A 21,691-nucleotide genomic window follows, 5' to 3' on the forward strand; every position below is an offset into this window, starting at 1 on the left:
GTTTCTGCGTTCAGCACGGCCGGGCGCGGCCGATTCCGCAGGTGCTCACCGGCTGGCCGCAGCGGGAGAAGCGTTGGCCATCCCCCGTTTCAGCAGCGGGTCGCGCTGACATCACTAGTTACTTGCCGTCCGTGGCCACGGGCACCTTTTTTCTTCGCCTGAAGCACTGGCCGAGACCAGACGGTTTGAGGTCATACACGGCACGGAGGAGAGATATTTCGTTGCCCAAAGAATCTTTGATTGGTCTTCAACTCCCCCTGGACAACACTACGCCCACGCAATAAGCCCTGCATCCTGGAAAATGAGGTCATATTTTAAATTCAATTTTTGACGATAGAACGACGGGTTCTGGGTCGCGGCCAGGACCAACGCGCAGCGGTCACATACTCTTTGGCAGGCGTGGTCATATTTTGCGGGCCAGCTGCGAGAGGAGGGGGCCGATAGCGAAATGGAAGGTGAAAAGAAGGGGGGTGGGGTGAGAGATGGGAAAGATCTTGGACTCCCCCGGGATCCCGAATGACGATCCGCGCCTCCGGTCCCGCGCCGCCAAGCACTCGAACGAACGTTCACGGCTGATCCTGGCCGTGAGCTGGTTGGCGCTCCTCTACGCCGTCGCTCTGGGCATCGCGGCCTCGACGGATCCGGGAGCTCTGCTCGGGCTGATCCTCCTGGTCGTGGTCGTGGGCTTCTGGCTCCTCATGCCGCTCTGGAACGCCCGGCTCCTGGGCCGCGCGGTCAAGGTGACGCCCGAGAGCTCCCAGAGCTTCACGCCGAGATCGTCCGTCTGCAGGCAATGCTCGACTACCACCGGCCCATCGACGTCTGCCTGTACGGCAGCCATGAACCCGGCGGAATTTGAAAGATTCCGGGCCGACTCGACCGACAAGGGGCGACAACTCCTCAACCGACTGTTGATGCTGTCACCGCATCAGCATCATTGCTCCACCACGTAGCCTCCCCGCCAGACTGCCGACCGGACCTGATCGAGGATGGCGTACAGGCGGTTCGTGAGGTGACGAGCGCGTCGGCCGACGGCTCGGAGATCGCACGCGCCATGAAGAAGACGTCGTCGATGACGCATCGAGGTCCCGGCTGCCCCCACGGACTCGGTACAGGCCGGTGAACTCGGTACAGGCCGGTGAACTGCACTGACAGCGGATCTGCGCGATGAGGGCCGTCAGGAATAGCCTGGAATAGAGCGGCACCGGGACGGAGCGGACCCTCTCGATGCATCCCCTCGGCCCCGGAGTGCCGCAAAACAGGGAGGATGAGTCATGCCCTGGAATCTAAGCGGCACATACCTGGAGAGCTGTAACTGTGACGTGGTGTGCCCTTGCACCACTTCGGGCCTCACCGCACCGGCCGACCACGAGCGCTGCCAAGTGACCTTCGCCTTTCACGTGGACAGCGGGAACGTGGACGACGTCGACGTCTCCGACCGCAGCGTGGCCGTCTTCATCGACGGGCCGCGGGTGATGGCCGAGGGCGGCTGGCAGGTGGCGCTGTACGTCGACGCTTCAGCCGATGACGGCCAGGCGGAGGCGCTGAGGAAGGTCTTCTCAGGCCAGGTAGGCGGCCCGATGGCAGGGCTCGCTCCGCTCATCGGCGAGGTCCTCGGCGTGGAGCGCGTCCCCATCGACTACCGCGACGACGGTCGCCACCACGCCGCGCGGGTGGGCGATGCCATCGACATCGAGATCGAGGACCAGATTGCCCCGCAGTTCGGCCAGGACGGTCCGGTGATGAGTCTGACGGGCATGTTCCACCCGGTGAACAGCACACTGACGATCGCCCGGTCCACCCGGGCGACGGGCGACGGCGTGTACGGCCGGTCCTGGGACTTCACGGGCGGCAACGGACACTCGGCGCCCTTCATGTGGTCCGGATGACCGGTGGGCCGGTTACCGTCCGCATCCGGGTGGTCCCCGCCGGGCTGCTGCTGGTCGTGGCGGCTGCCGCCTGGGTCTGGATGGTGACGCGCTGGGGCGGCATGTCGGCCATGCCCGGCACTATGGGCCTGGGCCTGGCCGCTTTCCTGGCCGTATGGACGCTGATGATGACGGCGATGATGCTGCCCGCCACGGCACCCGTCGCCGCCTTGTACGCACGCACCCTCACCGTGCACCGGGCACCGCGCATGGTCGTTTTCACGGTTGCCTACCTGCTCGTCTGGGCTGCGGCCGGGCTGCCGGCGTATGCGCTGGCTGTCGGCCTCGGCCGGGCGGCGCGCCTCACCCCTGCGGCGGGGACAGCGGTGGCCGCGGCCGTGTTCGCGGTCAGCGGCGTCTACCAGCTCACGCCTCTCAAAGACCGTTGTCTGGCGAGGTGCCGTTCGCCGATCGGCCTGATGCTGCGCTACGCCTCGTACCCGCGGGCCTCGCGCGATCTGCGTGCCGGAGCCCACCACGGGGCCTTCTGCCTGGGCTGCTGCTGGTCGCTGATGGTGCTGCTGGCGGCGTTCGGTGTGATGAACCTGTGGGCCATGGTGGTCCTGGCCGCCGTGATCACCGCCGAGAAACTCGCTCCATTCGGTCGCCTGATGGCCCGTGCCGTGGGGATCGCCTCGATCGTCCTGGCCGTCGCCGTCTTCTGGGTCCCGGCGCTGGCTGCAGGTCTCACCGGCGGCGGGACGGCCGGGATGTGAGCATCGGCAGGGGCCGAGGAAGCGTCGGTCTACGCGGCAGGCGTGGCGGACTCGACGAGGCTGATCTGTGTCGACGCGCAGCGCGACCGCTCGGCCCAGTCGGCAAGCCATTGGGCGATGGCGGTCAGTTCCGGTACTCGCCCGGCGGCGCTGGCGCCGTAGTTGACGTGAAGGGTCTCCAGGGTGAAGGTCTGCCCGGCGGAGAGGAAGCTGACCGCGTAGGGCGTGCGGGCGAACTGCCGGTCCAGGCGATCGGCGCTCAGACCCGCTTCTTCTTGCAGCGGCACCACCAGCTCGCAGGCCAGCCCCGACGGCTTGACGCGGCGCGTGTCGAACAGGAACGCCAGACGTTCCCCGTTGCCGGCCTTGCCCTGAGTGACGTCAGTGAGGATGAAGGCCCAGTCCTGGCCCAGGATTTTCATGAGATGGCGCAGCCCGCGAAGGTTGCCGCGCACCTCCTGCACGGCGACCACGTCGAACCGGCGGATGACCGCGGCGATGGCCTGTACGTCGGCGAAATTCCGCTTCGGGGAGGCGTCCTCGGCGGACGTCCACTCCTTTGTCAGGTCAGAGAACGCCCGCAGGTTCCACGTCGCGATCAGGAGGTTCGCCCCGTCCGCCTTCGCCGGCACCACACCGTCGAGGACTTCCTGCCAGTGGGCCAGACGCGTAGCAACCGCTGGGGGCGGGGTGAGGATGTCGGCTTCGGCTGTCACACGGGCCTCCTCGAGGCGGGGCGGGCGTTTCGAGCGTGCTCGCTCGCGGGCGCGGCCTGCAAGACCATTGCGGTGACTTCGCGGACGTATGCGGTTCCAAGCCCGGCCTCGTCCAGCTCTTCGGCCGCGCTCCGCATCCCACCTGGTGGAGGCGAGGTCGTCTCGGCGGTCGTGCCGGTCCGTTCCATCCCAGGGAGACGGCGGGCACCATGCTCGCAAACCGGGTGTTCGCCGGTCGCCTGGGTGCCGGTCGGCTACGAGTGGCCGGGGTGCCGGCTCACTCCTGCGGCCCCTCGCTCTCCCGGGGCCCATCGCCGATGGCAACCCGCAGGTCGTGCACGCCCTGCATGACGTCAATGAGGGCTTCTTCCGCCCCGCCTAGAGCCCGCCGGGTTCCCTCGACGTCCCCTCGATCGGCATGCATCTGGGCACTGAGGGTGTACAACGCCGTCATGGCGGCAGCAAAAGACGCCTCCCGACCTGGCAGCGATTGTTCCCCCTCGGACTCAGAGACCTGCATCGCCGTGCGCTGCAGCCTGTTCGTCAAGACGTTCACTGCAAGGCCTGGGTCATCCCCCAGCCGATCCGTCCACCCGAGCGACGTCTGAAGGACGTCCTCGATCTCCCCCTCCTCAGACAATCGCGTCGCAGCAGTGATCTCCCACTCTGCTGTGGCCAGCAGACGGCCCAGCAACCGCAGACGGTCCGCCTCCCTCGGCCCCTCGGACCGCACCTGCGGATCCACCACCGGGTCAGCCCCCAGGGCAGCCAACGCCGCCCAGACCTGCTCAGCACTCACCGGATGCTCACTTTTCATACCCACGCCCTCAGCTTCGCTCCCCGAAGCCGCCGTCGCCCGCCCACACACCGGCAGAACACTTCCGGAGGCCGGCCCGTGCAGCACGTGCCTTACCCGGGATCGGCGGGAGCCAGCAGGCCACCCGGTCACGGTGCGTACCCTGGTTGCAGCCCGGGCCAGCTGTCGGGCGACTTCGTCCAGGACCTTGCGCGACTTCGTCCAGGACCTTGCTCCGGTCGGTGGGCCCGTAGGCCCAGTACCCACCGGTCGCCGGTTCGTAGGCCCTCACCTCGCTGTGCGGGCCAGCGCACATCAGGGCTCGGGCGATCCCCGACAGACGCAGGGTCCGGCCGGCTATGCGCAGCTGTTCGCCAGCGCATGGTTGCGCAGCAGCAGCCACGAAGCGACGAGTGGGCCGGCGCGGCTTGCGCAGTCGATGGCGCCGGGCGTCGACCTGCCTGCGCAGGCGGAGCCTTGGGTGGTCGCGGTGGTGCGCACGGCGCGGCGCGGGGGCGGGGTCGGTGACGGTGGCTGCGCAGGATGCCGGCGGATCGGTGCGGTACTACTGCGTGCCGGTGGCCGCCGACAGCCGGGGCGCCTCGTTGCGCGGTGACGGGTGCGCCCGGTCTGTGCGCGCGCAGGTCGATCCCGGGGAGAGCGCCCTGCGCGAGATCGAGCCGGCCGATAGACACCGGACGCCGGCCGGCACCCGTGGGGAACGTCGAGGCGGCCCTGGATCTGCTGGACGAGCAGGAGATGCGCCGCCGCACCAAGCCGGCCTGCAGCTGCGGCCTGCGTCCGGCGCCGGTGGCTCGGCCGCGAGGTGGCCGCCTACCGCGAGCAGGCCGCCCGGGTGGAGGCCTCAGATGCGATCGCCCCCCACTACCGGAGACCTGCTCATCGGGCATCTACGTGGTTCGCACCGTCCATGCTGCGTGCTTGTAGCGTTCGGTTTGCGTACCAGGCGCGTACGGATGTCCTTCGAGATGCGGCGCATGCCGAATGGAGGCCAGCATCGCTCGGTCCGTTCCGGTGTCGTGGGGGTTCGGCGCCTTGTCCGGGTGGTCGTCGGCAAGCCAAGCCACCACACGTGAACGGGGCGCGCTTCCAATGCCCGGCAGCAGGCCCCGTAGATGACTCGTTGTTCATCGGCTCAGCACTGGATGCCAGTGGCGCATGCTGCCCGACGCTTCGGCCCGTGGCAGACCGTCCACAAGCGGCACATGCTGTGATCGGCCGACGGCACCTGGGGAGCGGTTAGCTCCAACATGTCCAGGCCATGGCCGACGCCGACGGGGAGCTCGACTGGGACGTCAACATCGACTCCAGCCCAATCAGCACGCCGCCGGGGCCCCAACTATCCACGGCCTCAAAAGGGGCCGCAGAAGGATCCGTTCACGTGCACGCGTGGTTGCGCGACCTGCTGGCGGAGGCGGTGCGGCAGACGAAGGACTCGGCCGCTCCCGCGGCGGGCTGACGACCAAGCTCCACATCGCCGCGGACGGCAAGCGCCGTCCGTTGTCGCTGGTCATCACGCCAGGTCAGCGGGCTGACTGCACCCGGTTCGAGAAGGTCATGGAGAAGATCCGGGTACCCCGCACCCGAGCGGGGCGTCCGCGCCGCACACCCGACAGCATGGGCGCCGACAAGGCGTACAGCAACTGCGCCGCCCGCGCCTACCTGCGCCGGCGCGGCATCCGACGCGTGATTCCGGAGAAGAAGGAGGACCAGCAGACCGGACGCCGGGGCTCATGGGGCGGGCGACCGCCAGGCTTCGACTCCACGCGGTACAAGAAGCGCAACACCGTCGAGCGGGCGATCAACAAGTTGAAACAGTTCGGGGCCGTCGCGACCCCGCTATGACAAGCGCGGATATGTCTACCTCGGCACCGTCACGGCCGCCGCCCTCCTCATCTGGCTCCGCTCCTAGCTGGCGGGGAAGCCGGGCTACTGCTGGGACTTGAGATCCTCCAGGCCGGTCGCGACCAGCAGCGGCGTGAACTCCACGACGGAATGCGCAGCCACTCCCTGGACGACATAGGGATCGGTCGCGAGGAGGCGGTCGAGTTCTTCGGTGGGCATCCCCGGGGCGAGGTAGACACCGCCGGTCAAAGGCACCTGACGCCCGGCCACGAGAAGCTGCCGTCGCGAGATGAGATCACTCAGCCAGTCGCCGTGCGCCGGTCTCCACCGGTCCACCTCGGCCAACGGCGCTGTATAGGTCACTGTGACAACGAACATGACCGGACCGTAGCGGAACGTCAATGGGCCCGTGATCCCATTCGATGTTCCGGGAGACACCGCCTCGTGGCGTGCCCGCCGGTCACCAAGCCGGACCCTTCTCTGTGCTGACTGCACCTCTGGTGGCCCTCGTGATGATCTATCGGCTTCGAAGGCGAAGCGGCTGCTGTGGTGAGCGGCTCAAGCAGCACCTCCCGCTTGTTGGCAGATCCCCCGCCCCGGCCGTGATCGACACGGGCGTTGGGCAGGGGATCTGTGTGACGCGAGAGCAGACCCCCGCGTGCGGTATCGAGCTCACTTACCGCCGTGTCCTTCGTTGGCGCAGAGGGTTCCGAACGCAGGGTTGAGCGCACCGATGACATCGACGGTGACGCCGCAAATGTTGATGGGGATGTGCACCGGGATCTGGACCACGTTGCCCGACAGCACGCCGGCCGAGTTGACGGCGGCAGCGTCCGCACCGCTGTCCGCGGAAGCGGCAGCCGCGCCTCCGAGGAGCACCAGTCCCGTCGCCGCTACCAGACCCGAACCTCGCATAACTACAGACCGCAGCATGTGCGCATCCTTTCCTCGTGTGAGCGGCACTCGCCGCTTGACTGCAGCTTGCCGTCTCTCCGGTCGAGTTGTTCCGGTGCGACACAGGCGGAAGCTGCACTGAAACGTTCATTCAGCCGATCAGTCCAATACCAGTTAGCGGTAGCCGGCATCAGGTCGCTGCCCGTCGTAGGCGGCCGAGGGGCCTTGGGCTGCAACTGCTCGAAGAACCGGGTGCGTTGCAGCGCTCCGCTCACACTGGCTGCGACTCGCCGCAGTACAGACTGGCCTGATTCTGAGGCACACGACATGCTGGGACTAGCGGTCATCGGCTAGCGTCTCTGGGAAATTCTTGACGGCCTATTTCGGAGGCGTGTCGATGGCCGCATTCTTCTTCAGGCCATCGCGGTGGGAACTGACTTGGCTACCGTTGTATGCATGCGCCCGCTGCCTCGGTCGGACGACAAGCAGCCTGCAGAACCCTTGCTCGCCTGCACGTCCCCGGCCTTTGACCCCCGAGTCATACGGTGCGTGCCGTCCCAATAGGGCCCGGACAGCTGCCGGAACACCCGATCGTCACAGAGTGAAGTGCCGATGCTGGCCGGCTGCGCAACTCCGGGGGCACTCAGCGCACTAGCTTGCGGAACGGAGCTGCCCCCACTCGCGCATCCAGTCCAAGGTTGCGACAACTATTAACCAAAGCAGCTCACCGCACAGACGACATATTCAGCGTCCACAGCGGCGCGTGTCCCCGTACATGCCCTGACAGTGTTCTGAACCGCAACCTTGGTCGAACGACGAGCGAGGGGCCCGGTTGAACACCCAGTGCGGGGCTGCCCCGTTTCGAGGCGATCACTTACTCATCATCGACGCAAGAGAAGACAGGGCACCGCACGCTCGGCAGGAGGGCCCGGCCGTACCGCCCCAGCCGTGCCGCCAGAGGCCAGGATCTCGACTTTCAGGCTGCTGTGGGGCTGAGAGGAGCGGATGCGCTCCGACGATGCTTCAGCCGTCCGGTGCACATGTGCATCTCTTTGTCGACAACACGTCAGTAGCGCCAGTAGGACGACGCCGCAGCCCAGCCTGCGGCCAGCGAGCGACGAAACCCCGCGTCCGTATGGAGGAGCAGGGCATGTCGAACGCCCACGGGACGCGAACACCCCGCGAAAGTGGGCTCGTCATCCCTGCTCAAGGCAGTACTACGGAGGAGTCCGAGCATGAAACACGTGATGAAGCCGGCGCTAGCTTTGGCAGCGGCCGGGGTTCTCACGCTGCTGACCGTAGGCCCCTCCCAGGCAGCGGCTGGGCCTTTGCCGCAGCCCAAGCCGGCGACGTCCGCAGCCGCTTACTACCCGAACGTCGACCGCATCGTCTGCGAGATCAACCGGGCACGGGGTGACCAGAAACTCTCCCCCCTGCAGATTTCGGACAGGGCCAGCGACGTCGCCCGGGCACACGCACGGGACATGGCCACCATGAACGCAGTTTCGTCCGTGGGGAGCGACGGCAGGGACCTGCGCGCGCGGCTGAATGGCGCCGGCCTCTATTCGTCCTCCATCTACGAAGTGCTCTACCACGGGTACACCGACGATGTTTCCTTCGCCAGCATGGCCACCGCCCCTCGCCCTAACCACTGGTTCAACAAGGCCTTCATGAGTCCGGATGCCGTAGCGCTTGGCCTCGGCTACGACAACCAGTTCTGGGAGGTAGCCCTGCTCGGACCTCACCCGACCCTAGTGACGCGGCCCGCTGTCTGCAGCGGTGACGAGGCCATCGCAAAGGAGCGCTCCTAACTGGCCGGGAATGGCGTGGCTCACTAAGCTTGCGGGATGCAGTCGGATGCAGTCCGCCGGCGATTCCATGACTGCGATGAAATCCCCGAGCCCACCTTCGCCGTCTCAGATCTGCATGCGGGATGTGCTGTGCGATGCACGCCTTCCCCTGTATGCGGTGCTGAGCTGCCGGTTGGGTGGGGAGTCGAACCCTCGCGTTGCTCTTCACATGCCAGGAGTGGGCTGGAAAGCCGCCAGTCCTCGGTGTATGCACGCTTCCAAAGCCGCTTCTTGCTCTACGTGGCCCCTGTTTGCTGCACTACTCGGTCCGGCAGTCGGGGTCCCAGTTCATGCGTGGGAACCGCACATCGCCTTCCCTGACGTTTCGGCGAGTGCATCCGTCGGACCTCGAAGCTCGGCAACCGGAGGCCCGAAGGCATCATCGGCTCGAACCGGTGTTCCCGGCCGTATCCCCCGCTCGCCCTTACCTGCCGACGTCGGCTGCTGCTGCGGTGACTACGCAATGACTCAGCCCCCGGCAGCATGAATGAGAGGCGGTGAGGGTGCCTCATGTGGCAGGGAATCCTGCCCTGGAGGGCCTCGGTCCGACACCTCGCACACCTCGGTCGGTGCGCCTGAGGGGCAACGCCCCTGTCTTGGCGGCACTTACGCACTTCGGTGCATCAAGAAGGGCCGCATCCCGTGAACGTGGAATCCCCGGTGCACGAGCCGCCGTGCACCGGGGAGGATTAAAACCGGACTGCCTTAGAAGGCGCTGTTGTTGCATCCCATGGTCGATCCCATGGACGTCTGCTGGGCGCCCGGGTTGCCTTCACCGTTGAGGGCGTTGCCGAGCACGCCGTTGAGCAGACCGACCTCGCCGAGAAGGTCCAGGTTCAGGTCGTGCGACTTGCAGTTGGAGCTCTGCTGGACGCTGAACTGGTCGCCCCCGCCCTTGCCCTTGCCCCAGCCCTGGTCGGCGTGGGCCGTGCCACCCACGAGGCCGATGCTACCGATCGCGGCGACCAGGACGGCAACGTTGCGAAGCTTGCGCATGTCATCTCCGGTGAGGTGAGTGAGGGTGATCTGTGCGAGATCGCCCCTGTACAGTTACCGGAGATTAGTACTAAATAGCCCAAACTGGATTGCGACGCGCCGCTGTTTCCGAACGCACGAAGCACCCATCCCCATGGGGGGGTGGGGCCTTCCACTGCCGGCTCCCAGGGTGAAGTCCGCATGCTGGTTGCTTCACCCGGCGAATCGGCGGTGCGGCGCGGGGTAGCGCGCTGATTGCAGCTTGGGTACACCGCAGGTGCTTGATTCCCGATACAGAGATTTCACGGGTCGAGGCTTTTCACGCACGCGTCGCTCGGCCGGCACGTGGACAGGCGGTCGGTGGCCTGCGCGGCAGCTATGCGAACTCTTCCGCTGGAGACACGTGGTGCAGCCCGGAGGTCAGTTCTCGACCAGCCGAGTCGAATATCGGCCCTTCAGGGCGGGGAGCGGAAGTCAATCGAGATCGCACCCTGCCTGTTCGCTGCGGGGATCGGCCGGCGGGAGGGGGGCTTGGGGGGTGGTCGTGGTCGGCTGGGAAGGCGCAGGGGCAGTGGTCGTGTGGACCAGGCTCGTACTGAAGTTGGTAGACGAGGTCTGCGCCGGAGGGGTTGCGGTCGGCGAGGAGGAGTCTGGGGAGGCCTGGGTTGTGGCCGTGGACGGGGTCTGCATCGGGCACGGACCGATGCACGGGGGCGGGCCGGTGGGTCTCTCCGGCTGGGATGTCTCGCTTGTGCGGCGCGTGTCGATGCAGTCGACGAACTTCACGTAGTTTGCAGGGCCGAGGCCGTCTGCGACCACGAAGTCGCTCGTCGAGTGGTTGCGGAGCAGGCACATGTCGTAACGGGCGACGGATGCAGGGGTGGTGCGGGTGGGTGCCCGATATTCGTGGCGCCCCACCAACTGGCAGGACTCGTAGCGAATCAGCGGCCCCCTCGCCCCCACTGTGTAGCGGTGCGGGCGGACGTCTGCGGAGAAGTCCTTGAAGGCGAAGGCGGTGTCGTCGCAGTCGTTGAAGTGGACCGTGCCGCCGTTCCACGCACAGTCGATGACCATGACGTCGGGGTCGCGTACCTCGAAGCGGATGTCCTCGGCGTGGAACCGCTGTACCGAGTCGTGGTGCTGGGGGACGGGGAAGCGGAAGAACGTGCTGGTGGTGCCGTATTCCGGGGTGCTTGCGGGCCGTTTGCCGGTGATGATGTAGGAGCCTCCCCGGCAGGCGATCGATCCTCCGTAGGGGAACTCCAGGAAGTTGCCCCACTCGTACTCGACCTTCATGTCGTTGAGCCAGTAGTTGAGGAACTGGTCCTGGTCGTTCGGTTCGGTCTGTCCGCTGCGGGTGAGTCCCGAGTACAAAAAGGCCCGGCGATAGCTGCCTCCGACCCGGCAGGCCTCCCAGCGCATCTCCGAGTTGGTGTCGGTGCCGCTCAGGGCAAGTCCGTACTCCCACTCCCCCGCCCACTGGCATTCCGAGAACCGGTAGTCCTGCGCCTGCCCGGTCGAGTAGGAGCGGAAGAAGGAGGCACCCGGCGTGGCCGAGCGGAACTGGATGCGCTCGAAGGAGATGTTCGACCAGACGTCCTGGTTGCGGCAGAGGTACGAGCCGGCTCCGGCACTCGGCCGGAAGATCAGGGTCGTCATGCGTTTGCCGGCCCCGGCGTAGCGCAGGCCGCTCGCGGGCCGGGGCGGCGCGACGCCGTTGAGCAGGGCGTGCGGGCGGGTGATGAGGAAGTCGCCGGCGGGGATCTCGATGACGACACGGCCGACTCCGCCGGAGACGCCTGCGGCGGCGAATGCGTAGGCGACTTCGAATGCCCCGCTGTCGTCGGTCCGTCCGTCTCCCACCGCGCCGAGGTCTTTCACATTGACGACGGTCTCCAGCTTGCGACTGCAGTGTCTGCTTCGAGTGCGGGCACCGGCCACGGCTGCACCGGAGGCGGACAGGGCTGCTGTCGCCATTGCCAATGTTCCGCCACGCAGAAGGTGGCGACGGCTGAGGTGGGAGGTTCCACCGTCCGACACTGTCATAATTGCCCCCTTTCCATAGGTTTCCCCTATAAGGAGGAGAATGAGCGAGTTCGCTGAGGTGCTCAGGCAGTTTTCGACGGCGCAGAAGCCTGCGAAGGGGGCGTCGGTCTACACCCTGTTCGTGAACCGGCCGGCCGGCCGTCTGCTGGCCGCCGTGGCCTACCGGATCGGAGCTACCCCGAATCAACTGACGTTGCTGGGCGCAATGTTCACCTTCCCCGCACTGGCCATGGTGGCCCTGGTGCCGCCCGGCTGGGTGATGTCCGTGTGTGTCTGCGCGGCCCTTGCCACGGGGTTCGCGCTGGACTCTGCGGACGGGCAGCTCGCCCGCCGGCAGCGCTCGGGAAGCCCTTCGGGCGAGTGGCTCGACCATGTGCTGGACTGCGGCAAGATCGTCACCCTCCATCTCGTGGTCCTGGTGGCGTTCTACCGGTTCTTCGCTCTGCCCAGCCCGGTATTCCTGCTGGCGCCCATGGCCTTCGAGCTCGCCTCTGTGGTGATCTTCTTCGCCGGGATTCTGACGGAGAAGCTCAAGCGGCGAACGGCGGCGGACGGCACGGCTGCCCCGTCTCCAGCTCTGCGGTCGCTGCTGCTTTTGCCGGTCGACTACGGCGTGACCTGCCTCAGCTTCCTATTCCTGGGAAGCCAGCACGTCTTCCTTTCCCTTTACTGCACGCTGCTGGTGGCCCATCTCCTGTTCATGGCCGCCTTCCTGGTCAAGTGGTTCCGCGAGCTTTGCTGAGGGAATCCCCGGCCGCCTGGCTGGGGAGAGCATCTCCAGAGCTCCGCGCAGGAGCGTGCTGGAGGTGTGCGCGGTGTAGGTGAAGTAGACGACGTCGACCCCGACCTGGGCGAAGCGCCGTTCGAGCGCCAGCCACTTGGGGGTTCCCCGCCAGTCGTCGCCCTTGAAGACGACGTGGAAGCCGATCCGCTTCCACGTCTCCAGCTTGTCGTCCACCGATTCGACGACGACGTCGTCGACGCAGCGCAGGCTGCCGACGATGTCCAGGCGCTCGGCGAGCGGTACGATCGGCCGTCGGCCTTTGAGCTGCATGGTCAGTTCGTCGGAGGAGACTCCCGCGATGAGACGGTCGCAGTGCCGGCGCGCCTGGCGGAGGATGTTGAGGTGTCCGACGTGGAACAGGTCGTAGACGCCGGGGGCGAATCCGATGCGGGCGGTCTTCACTCTGCGCTCCCCGTCCGGGCGTCGGTTTTGGTGGGCACGGCCACGCTCAGCGGCGCGGATTTCGGTGACGTGTTCGTCCCGTCCGTCACGTCGAGCCTGTAGGTGTGGCGCGTACCGGCGGGCACGACGTCGGTGTAGCTCATCCAGGGCCGGTGCCAGTACGTGGACGACTTGTGCTGCTGTGAAACGAGGCGTCCGTCGCGGTAGAGCCGGTAGGTGAGCGACGCGTCGTCGCGGTCCCACGACGTCTGCCAGCGGACGGTGGCCTTTCCGGGGCTCGCGGTGGCCAGGGAAAGGGCGGGAACCTGTGGCGCTGCGGTGTCGGGGCCGGCCCCGAAGCGGGTCAGGCCCTGCTGGGGCCGGTCGTTGACTTTGGTGAACTCGCCGCCGACCCACAGGACGCCACGCTCGACGGTCAGGGCGCGAGGGCCGAGATCCTCCCCGATTCCCTCGTTGGTGTCGGGAAACCAGTGCAGGATCGTTCGGTTGTCCGGTGACTGGGCCAGCAGGTGCTGCCGGTCGTTGCGTTCGGGGAAGCCGCCCGGTGTGCCGCTGCAGTCGTGGGCGTGCGAGGCGCTGTAGAGAACGCCTCTGTAGGCCAGGACGACCTGCGTGGCTCCGGCGCAGTCGTCCCGCCACAGCATGGTGTCGTCGGAGAGACGGCCCGCGATCCGGCCGTCGAAGATGCCCGGTCCGCGGCCCTCGGCGCCGACGTAGAGGCGGGTGGCGTCGTGCGCGATCGACTTCACCACCGACCCGGGCGGCAACCAGTGGGGGTAGGAGTGCGCCGTGGCGCCGGTGGTGGAGTTCAGGGCAGCGAGCGAGTGGGTCTGCCGGCCGTTGATGCGCTCGAAGTCGCCGCCGACGTAGATTCTGCCGCGGGCCGGCACCACTGACAGGGCACGTACCGGAGCATCGATGTCCGCTGCGAACGGCAGCAGGGCGCCCTGGGGGCTCAGCGCGGCGATCCGGTTCCTGGTGTGACCGCTGACCAGGTGGAAGTCGCCGCCGAGGTACACCGCACGGTCCGTGGTGGCGATCGCCCGGACGGTCGCGGACACCGTCGGGTGGAAGTCCTTGCGCAGCGAGCAGTCGGCCGTGTTCAGGGCAACAGCGCTCGCCACGCCGGTGGTCCCGACCCGATCGAAGGAGCCGCCGGCATACAGGACGCGACCGTCCGGTGAGGCCTTGAGGGCACGTACGGTCGCTGTATCCCCGGTGAACGAGGGTGCGCAGGGCAGCAGGGCACCTGTCGTGGCGTCGAATGCGGCGAAGTTGCGGCGCCGGACCTCCTTCTCGCCCGGTGCGGCGCCCGGCGGCCGGACCGAGTCGAACGTTCCCCCGACGTAGACGACATTGCCCGTGGAGGCCAGCGCCCAGACGATGCCGTTCGTCTGCCATGTGGCCAGCGGGTCGGCGGTGAACGACACCTTGGGCGCTCCGTTGGCCGGCGCGGCGAAGGCGGTGTCGAGCAGGGCGGGGCAGAGCAGGGTGGTGGCGACGGCCGTGGCGGCCACTGTCGTCGGAATTCTCAAGCGCAAGGGAACCCCCGGGGATGGCAGTGGTCTAGGGCGGTGCGCGGGGAATGACCCGGGGCTCGTCCAGCCCCGGGTTGTGGGTTGTCCGGTCTCATGCGGTGCGACGGCGGAGTACTCCGACCAGCCCGGCCACTCCCAGCAATGTCCGATAAAACCACAAACTAGGACCAAATAGGCACAACCCGAGGACCAGCCCGACGGCGAGTCCTGACGGTGTGTCACCGCCCAGCAGGCGGGCGGCGGCCACTCCCACCGCGACTAGAAGACCGATAACGAGGGCGACGGTGTACCCGCGATCGACCGTCGTGAAGCCGAGGCACCGACGGATGAGCACAGCCGACGCGACGTTCTCCACGATGATGGCCGCCCCCCAGGACACCGCCGCACCCAGGACTCCCCACACCGGCACGGCCAGCACCCCGACGGTCAGCTGCACCGTGAACGCTGCGGCGGTGATGGCGAGATGCCAGGTGCTTCTGCCCGCCATGAGAAGGACGCTCTGAGCGTTGCCGACCGCGACGTTGATCATCGCAGCCACACACAGCACGACCAGCGCGGGTCCCCCTTTGACGAACTCCGGGCCGAAGACTGAAAGGAACGTACGGGGAAAGCCCGTGATGAGGATGAACAACGGCCAGGAGAAGAGCACGACCCAACAGGTCGAGACGCGGTGCAGCTGACGTGCCTCGGCAGCCTGGCCGACGGCGAGCAGCCGACTGATCTGGGGCGCCGCGGCGAGCCGGACAGCGAGCTGGATCAGGGTGCCGGCGGTGACGACACGGCCGATGGCGGTGTAGACACCCGCCTCGGTGCCAGTGGCCAGCGCGGACAGCAGAATGACACCGACCCAGATCGCGCTGATGTCGAAGACGGACGAGATCGCGCGGGGTGCGGCGAAGCTCCAAAAGACGCGCCACGGCACGGCTTCGTGCATCGCCGAGTGCGCTGTGCCTCGTTCGGCACGGCAGCGGCGCAGGGCCAGCCAGGCAGCCGCGGTGCCGGCCCCCGCCGGCAGCAGCCACGCGGCCGCCAGGGCGAGCATGCTCTGGGAGTAGTACGCCAGAAGCACCGCGATCAGCACCCGCAGCGCCGGCTTGCCGATCTGCTCCACGCCGACGAACGGCACCACCGTGCCGTGGCCCTGGGTGGCGCCGAGGAGGACCAGACCGACGGTGGCGACGGGCAGGAACAGCCCGAAAAGCCGGATCAGGGTGACGGCGTCGGCAGGTCGCAGGCCGGGCAGGAGCGTGGTGGCGACGGAAGGGACGAGCAGCAGAGGCAACGCAGCCGCAGTGGCGGCCACGGCCGCCGGGACAACCGCCGTGCGCAGCAGACCGCCCACCGAGCGGCCGCCGTTGAGCGCAAGGTCGCGGGAGACGAAGCGGACCAGCCCGGTGTCGGCACCGAGCTTGCAGGCGTTGCTGAGAATGGTGAAGCAGGCCACGCCGGTGAATACCGCCCCTGCGCCCTGGGCTCCCAGGGCGCGGGTGATCAGGCTGACGAAGACGAACGCGCAGACGGCGCTCGTCGCGGAGCCCGCCACACCCCACCATCCGCCCCGGGCGGCAGCCGCCACCCCGCTCGGGGCCTTGTCCCCGGCAAGGGCGGGGGGAGCTTGGGAGGCGGTCATCCGCGGGAGGCCGCGAGTGAGTCGTCCTGCGCGGGAAGTTCCACGGGCAGCACGGCCGGCTCCACTGCAGGACGGCGCCCGAAGGGGCGCAGCACGGCCTCAAGACGCCGGCGCCGACGGCCGGAGTCCGCCACGGCGCCCAGGAACGTGGCACCCGAGCACCCGATCAGCTCGCGCACCCGCTTGAGGTCCTCGCGCAGGGTGACGTCGAGGCGGGTGACGAGCAGGACGCCGTCGATGCGCTGGGCCACCGCCAGGGCGTCGGCGTGCTCCAGCATCGGCCGGGTGACGACGACCGCGGTGCAGGATCCGGCCTCGGGCAGCACCCGCTGGACGGCGGCGGACACACCCCCGCGGCCGTGCTCGCCGGCACCGCCGCTGGAACACCAGGCGAAACTCCCAGCCGTGCCTGCATCGATGCGAAGACTCCCCTGCCGCACAGACCTTTCGGCGGGCGTGCGGTTGCCGTCCTTGAGAAGCGGCAGGCTGGCCGCGAGACCGCGGGTGTCGGGGTCAGCGTCCACCACAAGCACGTCGTCCCCGCACTCGGCGAGGGCCGCAGCCAGGTTCACGGCCACCTCCGCGGCTGCGGCGCCGCGCCGCGGAGCGACGACGAGGAAGCGGCCGGCGCCGGCCGGGAACCGGGTGCCGCGCAGGCGGTAGGCCAGGGCGCGGTAGGACTCCGACCGCTGACCGCTGGTGTGACCGACCGTCAGCAGAGCGTCGTCCATGGGGGCTGGCGGCAGCAGGCCGAGGACCGGGGCCTGCAGCACGGCGCGTACGTCTTCCACCGACCGGACGCGGTCATCGAGTGCCGCGCGCAGCCAGGCCAGCAGAAGGCCGAGGCCGAGGCCGCAGAGCAGTCCGAGCGCGAGCAGGGTGGCCCAGCCGGGCCCCGAGGGCGCAGTGGGGACGCTGCCGCCGCGGACGATGTCGCCGCCGGTGGTGTCGCGGGAGGTGATCTCGAAGGCGCGCTTGTGCAGGGCGTCGAGGGTGCTCCGGGTGGTGGCGTCCGTGGCCCCCTCGTCGTTCTCCTTTTCCTTGGCCGCCTGGCGGGTCACGGCGGAGATCTGTTCCTTCACCCTGCGGGCGGTCCGCTGCACAGCGGCCTCGTTGCGGCTCTTGCGGTCGGCCAGGTACGCGTCGGCGAGGGCATTGGCGCCGCGGGCCGCATGCTGGGGGCTGGCGGCGGTGAACTCGAAGCGGAGAACCTGGGACTTCGGCGGATTGGTGATCCGCAGGTGTTGCTCGAGCGCGCCCGCCCGGCTCGCGGGCTGCCCCAGGGCGCGTGCCGCACGGACGGCTACTGCGGCGCTGCCGGCGATCTGCTGCTCGGTCCCCATGCTGACCTGGTTGTCGGCAGCCACGCTGACCGTGTCGAAGGGATCGGCGGTGGAGCGTACGAGAACCTCGCTCGTGGAGGTGTAGGTGTGGGCGCCGGACAAGGCCAGGCCCGCCCCGCCGAGGAGCCCCACCATGACCCCGGAGGCGATCACCGCACGGTGACGCAGAAGACGGCGCAGTTGGTCGCGCATCTGGTCCGGCTCGTCGTACGGGCCGTCGAAGTGATGGGGGCCGGTCACGAGTGCCCTCCTGTTCCGGGGGTGGATGCGAGCGGAATGGGTGCGGGCGGCATCGCCGGCGAGGGAAGCCGCGCGGTCCGGGCCGCTGGGACGGTGATGAGCAGCGGGATGGTCACGAGCAGCGTCAGCGGGCCCACGATGCCCAGCAGGCTGCCCCGCAGAAAGATGATCTGGTAGAAGGCGAAGGCCGGGACGAGGAGCACCGCGAGGGTGCCCGCGCGGTCGCGCAACCTGTGCCGTACGTCGTCCATGCGGCGTCCCGCCGCGCCGAGCAGGAAGAAGACGGCGGTTACCGCAGCCGGGCCCGCCCACAGGTAGCTCTCGATCCACAACGGCGCGGAGAGGTTGAGCAGGTCGCAGTGCGCGTACTGGGCCAGCATCATGCCGGTATCTGCGGGCTTGTCCGGCCATACCGAGCGCGGGACCAGGAACAGGACGGGTCCCAGCGCGCGGCGAGGCGAGAAGCCCTCGTCCCGCGCGTAGTCGATGCCGGTCTGCACCTGCTGGAAGGCGTCGTAGTCGCCGTTGGTGGTGAACTGCGTGGCGAGCGAGGCGACGGCGGTCATCTGCTCCCGGTCGCTGTAGCGGAAGTAGTCGCTGTAGGGGAAGACGATCAGTACGGTCGTCACGAGCGTGGCCCCGATCATGCGGAAAGCGCGGGGCCGGTTCAGCCGGGGGATGGTGAACAGCAGGGTCAGCAGCACAGTTCCGGCCCAGAATCTCGGCTTGCTGATGGGATTGTTGACGACGACGCTGAGCGCCACGAGCAGCGGCAGCAGCAGGCTGCGGATGCGGCGCAGCAGGTGGCCGCCGCCGGCCGGGCGCGGCACGTGCAGTACACCCAGCAGCGCCCAGAAGGCGGGTACGCACAGGGACCAGCTGCGCAGAGAGGAGAGAGCGGCGCCGTCCGAACCGCTTGGCCCGCGCGCTTCACCGAGAGCCTGCCGACTGGTGAAGTAGGCCATCAGTCCGCCCGGTTGTCCGGGCAGCAGCACCGTCGCGAGGGCGAGGACGAGCACGCAGACCGTGATCAGACGCCAGGGCGCGAGCCGCCGGGACAGCAGCCGTTCCGTCATTCCCGATGAGGCTAGAGCCGTGCGTCCGCTGTGCGCATCCGTGTGTACAGTGCGCGCGCGTTCCCGGTGAGCGGCGAACAGTGTTCCCGCACCGTGGGCGAGGAGTCCGAGTTCGACGACGGCCACGGCCGTGAGGGAGGTCTCCTCGCCCGCCCTGTAGCCCCAGGGATATGCGTCGGTGGCGAGCATGGCGAGGGGCGTCAGGCCGAACCAGATGTAGGTGAAGACCCAGAAGCCGAGGGCGACCAGCCGCACGCTCGTAGCAGTGAGCACACGGGTGAGCGCAATGCCGGCGTGCATCACGACGACACCCTGCAGGACAAGTGCCGTCGTCACGGGCGCGTCGCGCTCCTGCAGGACCATGACCGGCAGGAGAACGGCCAGCGCCAGCAGCCACAGGGCGACCGGCACGACGCTGCGGCGGCCGACTCGAACTTCACCAACATTCGCGCATTTAGGCACAAACTTCATTAGAAGCGTTATAGCCGCCACGGCCGCTGCATCCGCACAGGCGCGCGCGTTGGCGGACCCGGACCAACCGGCGAGCGCCGTCATCGGGTGATGCGGCAGATCGCACGGCGTGCCCTACTCCGCAAATCGGGACATATATGTATTTCTTTACTGACTGATCACCCATCAGATCTTTCGATGGCCCAAGGAGTTCACCCATGACCAAGCAGGTAGACGTCGTCGTTGCCGGCGGCGGAGGATTCATCGGGGGCCACCTCGTCGCAGACCTGCTGGCCCAAGGGCTGACCGTGCGCTCCATCGACGTCAAGCCCCGCCACGCGTGGTACCAGGTCCACGACGGTGCCCAGAACGTGGTCGCCGATCTCTCACTCCTCGACGATGCGCGCGCCGGCGTACAGGGCGCACGCCAGGTGTACATGCTCGCCGCCGACATGGGCGGCATGGGCTTCATCGAGAACAACAAGGCCGCGTGCATGATGTCGGTGCTCACCAGCACCCACATGCTGCAAGCCGCGCACGAGGCCGGCGTGGAACGCTACTTCTACTCCTCGTCCGCCTGCGTCTACGCCGCCGCCAAGCAGACCGATGCGGACGTCACGGCGCTGCGCGAGGAAGACGCCTACCCCGCGCAGCCGGAGGACGGCTACGGCTGGGAGAAGCTCTTCTCCGAGCGGATGTGCCGCCACTACGCGGAGGACTACGGCTTCACCACCCGCGTCGCCCGCTACCACAACGTCTACGGCCCCCACGGCACCTGGGACGGCGGCAGGGAGAAGGCCCCCGCCGCCGTATGCCGCAAGGTGGCCGAGGCGGCCATGTCCGGGGATCACCGCATCGAGATCTGGGGCGACGGCCAGCAGACCCGTTCCTTCATGTACATCGACGACTGCCTGCACGGCACGCAGATGCTCATGAAGGGAGGCAGCGGCATCCCGGTCAACCTCGGCTCCTCAGAACTGGTGACCATCAACCAGCTCGTCGACATCGTCGAGGAGATCGCGGGCATCCGCTGCAAGCGCAGCTACCGGCTCGACGCCCCGCAGGGCGTACGCGGCCGCAACTCCGACAACACGCTGATCCGCGAGATCTACGGATGGGAACCGTCGATCCCTCTGGTCGACGGCCTGGAGAAGACCTATGCCTGGGTCTACGACCAGGTGAAGCGCTCCCACCAGTGATGACCGGCCACGTGTGAGGAGACGGACCACCGATGAGGATCTTCGTCCACGACTACAGCGGCCACCCGTTCCAGGCCCAACTGAGCCGGGAGTTGGCACGCCGCGGCCACGATGTCGTCCACTCGACGTGCCGGGCGTACGTTTCCGGCAAGGGCAACCTCGCCGGGGACAGCGCCGGTCTGCGTTTCGTCACCATCGGTGACAGCATCCGGTTGCGCAAGGAGGCCTACTTCCGCCGGCTGGCTCAGGAAACCCGTCTCGGCCTCGAACTCGCCCGGCAAGTTGTGCGGGAGAAACCCGATGTGGCCCTGCTGTCCAATCTGCCGATCCCGGTGCTCGTCGCCACCGCCGCAGTACTGCGCAGGCTGGGCATCCCTTGGGTGCTGTGGCACCAGGACGTGACCGCGGTCGCGCTCAAGAGTTTCGCCGCCGGCGATGTCGCCAGGTCGATGGGGATCGCCGCCAAGGTTTTCGGGGCCGGTGAGAAGTGGTCGGCGCGACAGGCTGCGGCGATCATCGTGATCGCCGACTCCTTCGTGCAGGTCCACAAGCAATGGGGCACCGCCGACAAGGTCACCGCCATTCCCAACTGGGCACCGCTGGACGAGATCGTCCCAGTCCCACGAGCCAACGCATGGTCCACCGAGCACGGACTCGACGGCGTGCGCACGGTGCTGTACTCCGGCACTCTCGGCCTCAAACACCACCCGGCGCTTCTGGTGCAACTAGCAGAAAGGCTGCGGGAGCGGGGCGTGCCAGTGCGCCTCGTCGTCGTGAACGACGGCCCCGCCGTACCCGTGCTGCGCGAAACCGCCGCGGCCCGGGGCGTCGACATGACCCTGCTGCCCTTCCAGCCGTACGAACGGCTGCCCGAGGTGCTGGGCAGCGGTGACGTTCTCGTGGTCCTTCTCGCGCCGGAGGCGGGGCAGTTCTCGGTACCGTCGAAGACCCTGTCCTACTTGTGCGCCGGGCGGCCGGTACTCGGGCTGATGCCCCCCGACAACCTCGCCGCGCGGCTGCTCCACCAGTCCGGGTCAGCGGTCTTCCCACCCGAGGAGGCCACGCTGGACGAAGCCGCCGCCTGGGTCGAGGAGATCCTTGCCGACCCCGCTCGTGCCGAGCGACTGGGCAAGGAGAGCCGCGCGCTGGCCGAGCGGGAGTTCGCCTTGGAGGGGTGCGCGTCCCGGTTCGAGGAGATCTTGCGCCAGGTGAGCGAGGACACGTACCGCAGCCGCCGCTGAC

Annotated in this window: 19 protein-coding genes and 1 pseudogene; 9 read left to right on the forward strand and 11 right to left on the reverse strand. The window is 68.0% G+C overall.

Going from position 1 to position 21,691, the window contains the following annotated elements:
- The first annotated feature begins 482 nt into the window (after nucleotides 1–482).
- The 3 genes from BLW57_RS00410 (at nucleotide 483) to BLW57_RS00420 (ending at nucleotide 2,644) form a co-directional block, all read left to right on the forward strand.
- A complete protein-coding gene (locus BLW57_RS00410; RefSeq protein WP_093471307.1) occupies nucleotides 483–953 on the forward strand; it encodes a hypothetical protein in 471 nt (156 codons plus the stop codon).
- Nucleotides 954–1,274: 321 nt separating this feature from the next.
- Entirely contained in the window at nucleotides 1,275–1,889 is a 615-nt protein-coding gene (locus tag BLW57_RS00415) for a DUF1326 domain-containing protein (RefSeq protein ID WP_093471308.1), read from the forward strand.
- Complete coding sequence (locus BLW57_RS00420) at nucleotides 1,886–2,644, forward strand: DUF2182 domain-containing protein (protein ID WP_093480430.1); 759 nt, start codon at nucleotides 1,886–1,888, stop codon at nucleotides 2,642–2,644. Before BLW57_RS00415 ends, BLW57_RS00420 begins: the two co-directional genes overlap by 4 nt.
- Nucleotides 2,645–2,673: 29 nt before the next feature.
- On the opposite strand, the gene BLW57_RS00425 is transcribed toward BLW57_RS00420, so the two are convergent.
- Both BLW57_RS00425 and BLW57_RS00430 read right to left on the reverse strand, forming a co-directional pair.
- Complete coding sequence (locus BLW57_RS00425) at nucleotides 2,674–3,360, reverse strand: exonuclease/endonuclease/phosphatase family protein (RefSeq protein WP_176985383.1); 687 nt, start codon at nucleotides 3,358–3,360, stop codon at nucleotides 2,674–2,676.
- 277 nt (nucleotides 3,361–3,637) lie between these two features.
- Complete coding sequence (locus BLW57_RS00430) at nucleotides 3,638–4,159, reverse strand: hypothetical protein (RefSeq protein WP_093471310.1); 522 nt, start codon at nucleotides 4,157–4,159, stop codon at nucleotides 3,638–3,640.
- Nucleotides 4,160–5,438: 1,279 nt separating this feature from the next.
- Between BLW57_RS00430 and BLW57_RS41095 the strand changes: the two genes are divergently transcribed.
- On the forward strand, nucleotides 5,439–5,636 hold the full coding sequence (locus BLW57_RS41095; RefSeq protein WP_176985384.1) for a hypothetical protein: 198 nt from the start codon (nucleotides 5,439–5,441) through the stop codon (nucleotides 5,634–5,636).
- Nucleotides 5,567–6,022 carry an IS5 family transposase gene (locus tag BLW57_RS41900; protein ID WP_256339307.1) on the forward strand — a complete coding sequence of 152 codons (456 nt, stop codon included), beginning with the start codon at nucleotides 5,567–5,569 and terminating at the stop codon, nucleotides 6,020–6,022. Before BLW57_RS41095 ends, BLW57_RS41900 begins: the two co-directional genes overlap by 70 nt.
- A gap of 84 nt (nucleotides 6,023–6,106) precedes the next feature.
- On the opposite strand, the gene BLW57_RS00445 is transcribed toward BLW57_RS41900, so the two are convergent.
- On the reverse strand, nucleotides 6,107–6,400 hold the full coding sequence (locus BLW57_RS00445; RefSeq protein ID WP_143051553.1) for a YciI family protein: 294 nt from the start codon (nucleotides 6,398–6,400) through the stop codon (nucleotides 6,107–6,109).
- Between the two features lie 294 nt (nucleotides 6,401–6,694).
- The gene (locus BLW57_RS00450; RefSeq protein ID WP_093471314.1) at nucleotides 6,695–6,955 is read right to left on the reverse strand and encodes a chaplin; all 261 of its coding nucleotides are present in this window, start codon (nucleotides 6,953–6,955) and stop codon (nucleotides 6,695–6,697) included.
- 1,196 nt (nucleotides 6,956–8,151) lie between these two features.
- On the opposite strand from BLW57_RS00450, the gene BLW57_RS00455 reads away from it, so the two are divergent.
- Nucleotides 8,152–8,727 (forward strand): CAP domain-containing protein, encoded by a 576-nt coding sequence (locus BLW57_RS00455; protein WP_093471316.1) that lies wholly within the window; start codon nucleotides 8,152–8,154, stop codon nucleotides 8,725–8,727.
- Between the two features lie 744 nt (nucleotides 8,728–9,471).
- On the opposite strand, the gene BLW57_RS00460 is transcribed toward BLW57_RS00455, so the two are convergent.
- Together BLW57_RS00460 and BLW57_RS00465 are read right to left on the reverse strand one after the other, a co-directional pair.
- Nucleotides 9,472–9,762 (reverse strand): hypothetical protein, encoded by a 291-nt coding sequence (locus tag BLW57_RS00460; protein ID WP_093471317.1) that lies wholly within the window; start codon nucleotides 9,760–9,762, stop codon nucleotides 9,472–9,474.
- 453 nt (nucleotides 9,763–10,215) lie between these two features.
- Nucleotides 10,216–11,718 (reverse strand): glycosyl hydrolase family 28-related protein, encoded by a 1,503-nt coding sequence (locus tag BLW57_RS00465; protein ID WP_093471319.1) that lies wholly within the window; start codon nucleotides 11,716–11,718, stop codon nucleotides 10,216–10,218.
- A 109-nt stretch (nucleotides 11,719–11,827) separates the two neighbouring features.
- Here BLW57_RS00465 and BLW57_RS00470 point away from each other — a divergent pair, with 109 nt between their 5' ends.
- On the forward strand, nucleotides 11,828–12,529 hold the full coding sequence (locus BLW57_RS00470; protein WP_093471320.1) for a CDP-alcohol phosphatidyltransferase family protein: 702 nt from the start codon (nucleotides 11,828–11,830) through the stop codon (nucleotides 12,527–12,529).
- Here BLW57_RS00470 and BLW57_RS00475 read toward each other — a convergent pair.
- The 5 genes and pseudogenes from BLW57_RS00475 to BLW57_RS00495 all read right to left on the reverse strand — a co-directional run.
- Nucleotides 12,524–12,973, reverse strand: a pseudogene (locus BLW57_RS00475) (adenylyltransferase/cytidyltransferase family protein); the annotation flags it as partial. The gene BLW57_RS00470 and the pseudogene BLW57_RS00475 overlap by 6 nt on opposite strands.
- Nucleotides 12,970–14,490 carry a fibronectin type III domain-containing protein gene (locus tag BLW57_RS00480; RefSeq protein ID WP_256339308.1) on the reverse strand — a complete coding sequence of 507 codons (1,521 nt, stop codon included), beginning with the start codon at nucleotides 14,488–14,490 and terminating at the stop codon, nucleotides 12,970–12,972. The pseudogene BLW57_RS00475 and the gene BLW57_RS00480, both read right to left, overlap by 4 nt.
- Before the next feature lie 112 nt (nucleotides 14,491–14,602).
- Nucleotides 14,603–16,054 carry a lipopolysaccharide biosynthesis protein gene (locus tag BLW57_RS00485; protein WP_371127763.1) on the reverse strand — a complete coding sequence of 484 codons (1,452 nt, stop codon included), beginning with the start codon at nucleotides 16,052–16,054 and terminating at the stop codon, nucleotides 14,603–14,605.
- 83 nt (nucleotides 16,055–16,137) lie between these two features.
- Nucleotides 16,138–17,724 (reverse strand): hypothetical protein, encoded by a 1,587-nt coding sequence (locus BLW57_RS00490; protein ID WP_093471326.1) that lies wholly within the window; start codon nucleotides 17,722–17,724, stop codon nucleotides 16,138–16,140.
- Nucleotides 17,721–19,211, reverse strand: coding sequence for a hypothetical protein (locus BLW57_RS00495; RefSeq protein WP_256339309.1), 1,491 nt, complete (start codon nucleotides 19,209–19,211; stop codon nucleotides 17,721–17,723). The genes BLW57_RS00490 and BLW57_RS00495 overlap by 4 nt, the downstream gene beginning before the upstream one ends.
- Nucleotides 19,212–19,468: 257 nt before the next feature.
- Here BLW57_RS00495 and BLW57_RS00500 point away from each other — a divergent pair, with 257 nt between their 5' ends.
- Nucleotides 19,469–20,449 (forward strand): NAD-dependent epimerase/dehydratase family protein, encoded by a 981-nt coding sequence (locus BLW57_RS00500; protein WP_093471328.1) that lies wholly within the window; start codon nucleotides 19,469–19,471, stop codon nucleotides 20,447–20,449.
- A gap of 32 nt (nucleotides 20,450–20,481) precedes the next feature.
- On the forward strand, nucleotides 20,482–21,690 hold the full coding sequence (locus tag BLW57_RS00505; protein ID WP_093471329.1) for a glycosyltransferase family 4 protein: 1,209 nt from the start codon (nucleotides 20,482–20,484) through the stop codon (nucleotides 21,688–21,690).
- Nucleotide 21,691: the final 1 nt, after the last annotated feature.

The organism is Streptomyces sp. 1222.5, assembly GCF_900105245.1.
Classification (GTDB): domain Bacteria; phylum Actinomycetota; class Actinomycetes; order Streptomycetales; family Streptomycetaceae; genus Streptomyces; species Streptomyces albidocamelliae.

What these genes read in the sequence shown, in the direction of transcription:
- BLW57_RS00410 (WP_093471307.1), top strand. Translation starts at nt 483, where the DNA reads ATGGGAAAGATCTTGGACTCCCCCGGGATCCCGAATGACGATCCGCGC.
- BLW57_RS00415 (WP_093471308.1), top strand. Translation starts at nt 1,275, where the DNA reads ATGCCCTGGAATCTAAGCGGCACATACCTGGAGAGCTGTAACTGTGAC.
- BLW57_RS00420 (WP_093480430.1), top strand. Translation starts at nt 1,886, where the DNA reads ATGACCGGTGGGCCGGTTACCGTCCGCATCCGGGTGGTCCCCGCCGGG.
- BLW57_RS41095 (WP_176985384.1), top strand. Translation starts at nt 5,439, where the DNA reads ATGGCCGACGCCGACGGGGAGCTCGACTGGGACGTCAACATCGACTCC.
- BLW57_RS00445 (WP_143051553.1), bottom strand. Translation starts at nt 6,400, where the DNA reads ATGTTCGTTGTCACAGTGACCTATACAGCGCCGTTGGCCGAGGTGGAC.
- BLW57_RS00450 (WP_093471314.1), bottom strand. Translation starts at nt 6,955, where the DNA reads ATGCTGCGGTCTGTAGTTATGCGAGGTTCGGGTCTGGTAGCGGCGACG.
- BLW57_RS00455 (WP_093471316.1), top strand. Translation starts at nt 8,152, where the DNA reads ATGAAACACGTGATGAAGCCGGCGCTAGCTTTGGCAGCGGCCGGGGTT.
- BLW57_RS00460 (WP_093471317.1), bottom strand. Translation starts at nt 9,762, where the DNA reads ATGCGCAAGCTTCGCAACGTTGCCGTCCTGGTCGCCGCGATCGGTAGC.
- BLW57_RS00465 (WP_093471319.1), bottom strand. Translation starts at nt 11,718, where the DNA reads ATGGCGACAGCAGCCCTGTCCGCCTCCGGTGCAGCCGTGGCCGGTGCC.
- BLW57_RS00470 (WP_093471320.1), top strand. Translation starts at nt 11,828, where the DNA reads ATGAGCGAGTTCGCTGAGGTGCTCAGGCAGTTTTCGACGGCGCAGAAG.
- BLW57_RS00500 (WP_093471328.1), top strand. Translation starts at nt 19,469, where the DNA reads ATGACCAAGCAGGTAGACGTCGTCGTTGCCGGCGGCGGAGGATTCATC.
- BLW57_RS00505 (WP_093471329.1), top strand. Translation starts at nt 20,482, where the DNA reads ATGAGGATCTTCGTCCACGACTACAGCGGCCACCCGTTCCAGGCCCAA.